Consider the following 7,504-nt stretch of genomic DNA (forward strand, 5'->3'; position numbering starts at 1 on the left):
TTGCAATAATCTGGGAGCGTGACCATGACCGGCCCCACCCCGCCCGTTTCGCGATCCCTGTTCCTGCACGCCCCCCTCGCCCGCAGACCGCGCGCCACGCTGGAGCGCATGCTCGCCCTGGTCGACGACGACACCCCGCCGGACGGCCCCGACGGCCCGGTCGCGGTGCTCGAACGGCGCATGGCCGCACTCCTGGGCAAGGAGGCCGTGCTGTTCTTCCCGAGCGGGACGATGGCCCAGCAGGCGGCGCTGCGGGTGCACGCCGAGCGCAGCGGGCGGCGGGCCTTCGCCGCGCATCCCCAGACCCACCTCGACGTGTGGGAGGAGCAGGGCTACAACGCCGTCCACGGCCTGTGGCTCCACCGGGCCGGCGACCCGTTCGAGCCGATGACCGCCGACGACCTGGCGGCCATCGGTGAACCGCTCGCCGCGGTGGTGTGGGAACTACCGCAGCGCGACCTGGGCGGGCTCCTGCCCGAATGGGACGACCTGCGCGACCAGATCGCGATCGCGCGGGCCGGCGGCGCCGCCACACACCTCGACGGCGCCCGGATCTGGGAGGCCCAGACCTACTACCGGCGGCCCCTGGAGGCGATCGCCGCGCTGTTCGACACCGTGTACGTCTCGCTCTACAAGAGCCTGCTCGGCACCCGCGGCGCGGTGCTCGCCGCCGACGCCGCCACGGTGGCCACCGCCCAGACCTGGCGGCAGCGGCTCGGCGGCGGCATCCGGGACGCGTGGCCGCTCGCCCTGTCGGCCCTGGTGGACTTGGACACGATCGCCGGGCGGATGCCCGCCTACCGCGAGCACGCCATCGCGATCGCGGCGGCCGTCAACGCCGACGGCGCCGCCCGCGTCCACCCCGACCCGCCGCAGACCCCGATCTTCCACGTCCACCTGCCGGCCCCGCGCCGGGCCGTCGAGCAGGCCGGCGCGGCCATGCTCGCCGAGCACGGCGTCCAGTTGTACGGCCGGGTACGATCCGGGCCGGACCCCTCCCGGTGCAGCTTCGAGGTGACCGTCGGTGAGAACGCGATGGACTTCGCCCCCGGCGAGGTGGTCGCCCTCCTGCACGACCTCCTCAAACGCGCCGGCCACTGACCAGCCTGTGGTTCACATGCTTTCCAGGAAGGCGAGTACGGCGAGAACCCGGCGGTGGCCCCCGTCGGCAGGGGGCAGGCCGAGCTTGGTGAAGATGTTGCCGACATGCTTGTGAACGGCGTTGTCGGTGACGAACAGCCGCTTGCCGATGTCGTTGTTGCCGAGCCCCTGAGCCATCAGGGTGAGCACCTCGCGCTCCCGCCTCGTGAGCCGGTCGACGGCGCTCGTACCGCCGCCCGCCAGGAGCTGGGCGATGACCTCGGGATCCATGACGGTGCCCCCGTCGGCCACCCGGCGCAGGCCGTCGACGAACTCGCTGACCCGGCTCACCCGGTCCTTGAGGAGGTAGCCGACGCCGCCCCGGCCGTCGGAGAGGAGCTCTCGCGCGTAGACGTTCTCGACGTACTGCGACAGGACGAGCACCGGCATGCCGAGATGCGCGCGCCGGATCTCCAAGGCGGCTCTGATGCCCTCGTCGCGGAAGGACGGAGGCAGCCTGACGTCGACGATCAGCACGTCCGGCCGGTGCCGGTCCACCGCGTCGACGAGCCCGGGACGGTCGGTGACGACGGCGGAGACCTCGATGCCCTTGGTGCCCAGGAGGGCCTCCAGACCCGCGGAGAGCAGGACGTTGTCCTCGGCGATCACGACTCGCACGGCAACTCCACGGACACGGAGGTCGGGCCTCCCGGCGGGCTTGCGACGATCATGGCGCCGTCGAGCGCGGCGACCCGGCGGCGGATGCCGCTGACGCCGGTACCGCGATCCTCGTCGACGCCGCCGATGCCGTTGTCGGTGACCTCGACCAGCAGCCGTCCGCGGTCGCGGGTGATCCGCACCCGCAGCCGGGTGGCGCCGCTGTGCTTGGCGGCGTTGGTGAGCGTCTCGGCCACGACGAAGTAGGCTGCCGCCTCCACCGCCGCGGGGAGGTCACCGAGGTCGCCGAGGTCGATCTCGGCGGGCACACCCGACCGCGTGACGAGCGCCGTCAGCGCTCCTTGGAGTCCTCGGTCGGCGAGGATCGGCGGATATATCGTACGTACCACGTCACGGAGTTCCGCCATGGCCTCCTCGGTGCCCTCGTGGGCCTCCCGCAACAGGTCGGTCACGTCGGCGGAGCCATCGGCGAGCGACTCCCTGGCCACTCCCAGCCGCATCGCGATGGCGACCAGCCTGGCCTGCGTACCGTCGTGCAGGTCCCGCTCGATACGGCGCAGCTCCGCGCTGTGGGCGTCGAGCACGCCCGCACGGCTCTGCGTCAGCTCGCCGACCCGCTCGGTGAGCCGGTCTCGCGCCGAGGGTTCGAGCGCGGCCAGGCAGCCACCGGCGTGGAAGACCGCGAGCTTGGGCATCGCCCAGTACGTCAGGGCCGCGAAGCCCGTGATCTGGACGGCTCCCATGGCCAGCGCGCCGCCCCAGCCGGTCACGGGGAAGACGCCCAGCAGCCGCAGCGGCGCGTCGGCGGGAAACAGCCACCACAGCGGGGTCCCGACCGCGGTGAACACCACCGTGCCGACGCAGGCCAGCGCGGCCAGCCCCGCCGGTACGCCGGTCACGATGTGCCGGAACACCCAGCGGACGTCACGCCTGGTCTCGGCGTCGTCGAGCACCTGACGCCACCGCTCGCGAACCCCCTTGGCCGGTGCCGTGTGCCGGGGGGACACCTGCCTGTCCAGCAGCGCGGCGGCGCGACGGCGATGCCACTCGGCCCACCGCCGCAGACCGGCCACCGCCCGTGGGAACAGGACAAGCCCGACGCCGCCGAGCCCGGTCGACAACACCGCGGCGGCGAGCAGCGGCGGCACCAGTAATGTGGCCATCGCGCTCGGCAGGCCGAGCAGGAGATATCGGCTGCTTCGCCACGTCTTCCACCACCTCTCACGCATGACATCCAGTCTGGTGTACCGCGGCGGGCGGGGCACTACAGCGGGCTGTAGTGCCAACCGGGCCTCCTGCCCCATCGTCTGCGGGTCGCGGTAATACCTACCGTTCGTGGTCATGACCACACAGACACTCCCCCGCCGTACCGTGCCCTGGCTCAGGACAACGGTGTTCCTCACCGTCACCTTCGGCGCCATCTGGGCCGCCGGGGCCGCCGTCCGGTTCGGCGGCGGTGACGTCCACGGTGACGCCGCCGCGCCCATCCTCATGATCGCGATGTATACGCCGACGCTGGGAGTGCTCCTCACGGCGATGGTGACGGGAGAACTGCGTCGTCCCCGCGACCTGCTGAGGGAGACGGGCGTCCTGCCGTCGCGGTCGCTGTCGCGGCTGGCCGGCTACAGCGTGGTCGGCCTGCTCCTCGCGCCGCTCATGGCGCTCGCCGCGCTCGGCGTCAGCTCCGTCGCGGGTGGCTTCGCCTTCCACGATCCCCTGCCGCTCGAGAGCCTGGCGAGCATGCTGGTCTCCCAGCTGCTGATCTTCCCGTTCGGGATGCTCCTGGTGTTCGGTGAGGAGTTCGGGTGGAGCTACCTGCTGCCCAAGCTGCTCCCCCTCGGGCTCTGGCGCGGCCTGCTGCTCAGCGGGGTGATCTGGGGAGTGTTCCACGCCCCTTTCACACTGCAGGGTTACCACTATCCGGGCATGCCGGGCGGCTTGGCCGTCCTCGCCTTCACGATCGCGTCGGTGTTGCTCGGCGCCCTGCTGGGCTGGTTGCGCCTCGCCGCCGGGAGCATATGGCCGGCGGTCGTCGCTCACGGTGCGGCGAACCTGATCGCCTCCGCGATTCCCGCGGTCCTCGGGAAGCCGACAGGCGTCGCCGACGCCGCCTTCCACGCGTCGCTCTCCGGCTGGCCGGGCTGGATCGTGATGGCCGCCGTCCTCGCCGTGCTCATCGTGACGGGACAGTTCGGGAAACTCGCGGTATAGGTCGCCGGGGAATCGTCCCCGCCGGGCACAGGGGCACCGGCGGGGACGGTGAACAACGTCCTGACAGCACCGGTCCGTTCAACCCGCCGATGGGCTCCCGCGCCTTCTTTGCCGCCGGTCGCTCCGGCCGAAACAAACCGCGAGCGCCAGCAATGTCAACAATCCGCTGAGCACGTAACTCCCCATCAGCGGCACCAGCCACATTCCCACGTGGGATGGATATATGAAAAGTGTCGCCAGGGTGATGTATCCAGGCAGCAGGAAGACGAACCACAAGAACCCCACGCCCACCTTCTCAAGCGTGGCGTCCACGCGCTGCGCGCGCTGTGCCCACAGCACCAGGAGCGGTACGCACCAGACCCAGTGGTGCGGCCAGGAAACGGGTGAGACAAGCAGTCCCACGATGGCGCAGACGGTGATTCCGGCGAGCTCGCCCGCCTTCTTCGCGGTCCATGCGGCGACCAGAAGCCCGCCCGCGCCGACTATCGCGGACAGGGCGAGCCAGAAGGGCACGGTGGGCCAGGAGCCGGGCATGAGCATGAGCACGCCACGAAGCGACTGGTTGAAAAAGTTCGCGCCCTGTTCGGCGACCACCCGTTGCGTGTCGAAAAACGCGCCACCCCAGTAGTCACGTGAGTCGGCCGGCAACAGCAGGAACCCGAGGGCCACCGTGCCGAGAAAGCCGAGGCAGGCCATCAGGGCGGCCCGGAAACGACGCGTGACGAGAAGGTAGGGGATGAATATCAGCGGGGTGAGTTTGATACCGGCGGCGACGCCCGTTACGATGCCGCGCCACTTTTCCTTGCCGTGCGTCAGGTCCACAATTATCGCCAGCAGCAGGATGATGCCTATTTGACCGTTCCACAGCGTCAGCGCCACCGGGTACAGGGGAAGCATCGCGACAACGACCAGCAGCGTGCGAGTCGCCCGGCGATCGCGATTTCTCACCGCGGAACGGCCGACGAGAATCCATATCACCGCCTCAAGGGCGAGTATGGAGACCAGCACCCAGAGGGCGACGGCGATCTCCATTCCCACCAGGGCGAGAGGTGTGAACAGCATTGCCGCGAACGGCGAATAGGTGAACTTCAGCCAGTTTCCACCTATGATCAAGTCGTAGACGGAGGTGCGCCGCAGTACCGCCGCTCCGCCTTCCCGGTACACCTCCAGATCGATCCAGCCCCTCGCGTAGATCGCGTTGAAGGCGAAGGCCGCCAGGGCGCCGCTCAACGCGATCAATACGCCGCATGCTATTTGGAAAGAGCCGCCGTCTCTCTTGCCCAAACGAATTCGCGGACCGGCTGACACCGAAGAGGACATGGCGACTCCCGACTTAGCTACGGTGCACGCTAGCCACGTCGGCTTGTCCAAAGCTTGTCGTGTCTCGCCCGTGCCGGCCGTTCGCCGGTCAGGGCTCGGGCGCTCCCTTTCCTGTCCCCGGTAGAAGGGGGCGAGCACACCAGTCGTGTGAGGTTCTCAGGAGCTCCTCGGGAGGTCCTCCAGGAGGGAGGAGGGGCGAAGGCACGCATCCGCGCGAGGATCCCCGGGTCCTCGCGCATCGCCTCCTGCCCGGTGCCGGTCAGGGCCGCGCGGGCGGGCGAGGTTCGCGGAACCAGTGCGTCACCTCGGCCCGGCGCCGCCCCGGAGCGTCAGGAACAGCCGCCCTTCCTGGTGAGCTGGCCGCCGATGACCTTGTTGTCGCAGGCGATCGTGTTGCCGCCCGCGGTGTCGTTGATGCCGACGCCCCCGCCACCGGCGAGATCGATGGTGTTCTTACGGAAGATGTTGCCGGTGCCCCACCCGTCGACGATCTCGTGGGTTTGGAAGCCGTCCTGCGGCGTCTTCTTTCCGGTGTTGCCCTCGATCACATAGTTGTTGCCCTTGACGTCGACCCAGGAGTCGTTGAGCTTGTCCCCGCCGAGTGACGACCCGTCGAAGACGTTGCCGACGATGCGGCCCCCGCTGGTGCCTTCCTTGATGTCCACGGCCTCAGCCGTGGCCCGGATCACATTTCCGCGCACCAGGTTGTTGTCGCTCTTGTCCATCTGCCCGCCGGAGTATCGCTTCCAGTTCGACTCCGCCGATCCGAGGTAGACGCCCTCGCCGAACTTCGCGCGGCGCAGGCCGGTGTTGTAGATCTTGCTGTACTGCACCGTGTTGCCGACACTGAAATTGCGCAGGTGGACGGCCTCGTCGCCGATGTCACGCACGGTGAGGCCCTGGATGATCGAGCCGTTGGTCCTGTCCGCCATGACGCCCTTCTGGGCGTTCTGCACGGTGAAGCCCACCAACCGCCAGAAACTCGCCCTGTCGAGGTGGAAGGCGTAGCCCTTCTTGATGCCTCGGCCGTTCAGAACCGACCGGGCGTTGCCGCACAGAAAGATCGGCTTACCCCGGGTTCCCGACCTCTGGGCGACGAACTCGCCCTGGTAGGTGCCCGGACGCAGCTGGATGACGTCGCCCGGCCGGGCCGACCTGATCGCCCGCTGGAGCTCGTCGGCGTTGCCGACGGTCTTGGTCGGGCGCGGGCAGCGCACCATGCCGGGACCGGTCGGCACGGTCGTGACCGGTGCGGAAGCGGACATCGTCCTCAAGCCCTTGAGGTCGCCCGCGTTCCCGTCGATGCCGTTCCCAAGGCCCGCACCGGCCACCAGACAGAGCCCCGTGGCCATGGCCAGCGGGCCCGCCAGCCCGGTGACTAACTTGATCTTCATAACTCGTCTCCCTTTCCGGGGGTCGACAGACGATTACTCCACAAAATCCTGAGGTGACGCCTGCTGATGACCAAAGGTGGGCGTTACCCGGAACGCGGATACTCCTCAGCGATCCGGCCTGCCCGCGACGAGAACGACTCGCCATCGTACGGCTCCGGTACGAACGGCGATCGCCATACCGAACCCACCCGCTCCCCTACGAACACCGCCTGCCGGTCACATCAGGACGATCAACGTTGCAATCATGGATGCTCTCCACCGGTGGCCGCTACAAGATCGAGAAAATCCCGGTGACCGGCACGGCGCTCCCCCTCGAAGCGGGAAGACCTCTCTCCGCCCCGGTGGCCGCTCCGACGGCCGTGATCCGCTGGGCGAGGCGGCGTGGCCCGTACGGGACCACGCCGTCTCGCCCCTGCCTGCCGGGCCGGCCCGGCCGCGTCAGGATCGGCTCCGCCCGCCGCCGAACACCTCTTCGACGATCCTTCGCATCGCCTTCTGGAACGCCTCACCCAGGGACAGCGCGGCGTCGTCGACGTAGTTCAGCGCGGCGGTCAGGGTCGTGGTGCCGTCGGGTGTGCTGTACATCAGTGCCGCGTGGCCCGCCATGCCGCCGTTGTGGGAGATGACGGTGTCGCCGCTGTCCGTGGTCAGTACGAACACTCCCAGGCCGTAGTCCATGTTCGGGATGCCGGTGGGGTGCGGGGTGCACATCTCGGTCAGGAGCGGGTCCGGCAGGAGCTTGCCGCTCAGTAGTGCGGAGATGAAGGTGTGCAGGTCTTTGGTGGTTGAGATCATGTCGCCGCCGCTGGAGATCCAGGTGG

At 69.1% G+C, this 7,504-nt stretch carries 6 protein-coding genes and 1 pseudogene; 2 read left to right on the plus strand and 5 right to left on the minus strand.

Annotated features, from left to right (window positions below; translation table 11 throughout):
* Positions 1-24: 24 nt before the first annotated feature.
* Positions 25-1,101: a threonine aldolase family protein gene (locus ACW9TB_RS35555; RefSeq protein WP_472752512.1), complete on the plus strand. Its 1,077-nt coding sequence runs from the start codon at positions 25-27 to the stop codon at positions 1,099-1,101.
* 12 nt (positions 1,102-1,113) lie between these two features.
* Here ACW9TB_RS35555 and ACW9TB_RS35560 read toward each other — a convergent pair whose 3' ends face one another.
* Positions 1,114-1,758, minus strand: a complete 645-nt coding sequence (locus ACW9TB_RS35560) for a response regulator transcription factor (protein WP_472752507.1) — start codon at positions 1,756-1,758, stop codon at positions 1,114-1,116.
* Positions 1,746-2,987, minus strand: a complete 1,242-nt coding sequence (locus ACW9TB_RS35565; RefSeq protein WP_472752508.1) for a sensor histidine kinase — start codon at positions 2,985-2,987, stop codon at positions 1,746-1,748. Before ACW9TB_RS35565 ends, ACW9TB_RS35560 begins: the two co-directional genes overlap by 13 nt.
* Before the next feature lie 112 nt (positions 2,988-3,099).
* Here ACW9TB_RS35565 and ACW9TB_RS35570 point away from each other — a divergent pair, with 112 nt between their 5' ends.
* Positions 3,100-3,969: a CPBP family glutamic-type intramembrane protease gene (locus ACW9TB_RS35570; RefSeq protein ID WP_472752509.1), complete on the plus strand. Its 870-nt coding sequence runs from the start codon at positions 3,100-3,102 to the stop codon at positions 3,967-3,969.
* 78 nt (positions 3,970-4,047) lie between these two features.
* Here the strand turns inward: ACW9TB_RS35570 and ACW9TB_RS35575 are convergent, their stop codons facing one another.
* The 3 genes and pseudogenes from ACW9TB_RS35575 to ACW9TB_RS35585 form a co-directional block, all read right to left on the minus strand.
* Entirely contained in the window at positions 4,048-5,208 is a 1,161-nt protein-coding gene (locus tag ACW9TB_RS35575) for a glycosyltransferase 87 family protein (protein ID WP_472752510.1), read from the minus strand.
* Between the two features lie 410 nt (positions 5,209-5,618).
* Positions 5,619-6,683 carry a right-handed parallel beta-helix repeat-containing protein gene (locus ACW9TB_RS35580; RefSeq protein WP_472752511.1) on the minus strand — a complete coding sequence of 355 codons (1,065 nt, stop codon included), beginning with the start codon at positions 6,681-6,683 and terminating at the stop codon, positions 5,619-5,621.
* A gap of 438 nt (positions 6,684-7,121) precedes the next feature.
* Positions 7,122-7,504: pseudogene (locus ACW9TB_RS35585) on the minus strand (alkaline D-peptidase); the annotation flags it as partial.

The organism is Streptosporangium sp. H13245, from assembly GCF_055690525.1.

Bases quoted from the DNA above. Each gene is read 5' to 3' on its own strand.
- ACW9TB_RS35565 (WP_472752508.1), bottom strand. From the start codon at position 2,987: ATGCGTGAGAGGTGGTGGAAGACGTGGCGAAGCAGCCGATATCTCCTG.
- ACW9TB_RS35580 (WP_472752511.1), bottom strand. From the start codon at position 6,683: ATGAAGATCAAGTTAGTCACCGGGCTGGCGGGCCCGCTGGCCATGGCC.
- ACW9TB_RS35555 (WP_472752512.1), top strand. From the start codon at position 25: ATGACCGGCCCCACCCCGCCCGTTTCGCGATCCCTGTTCCTGCACGCC.
- ACW9TB_RS35570 (WP_472752509.1), top strand. From the start codon at position 3,100: ATGACCACACAGACACTCCCCCGCCGTACCGTGCCCTGGCTCAGGACA.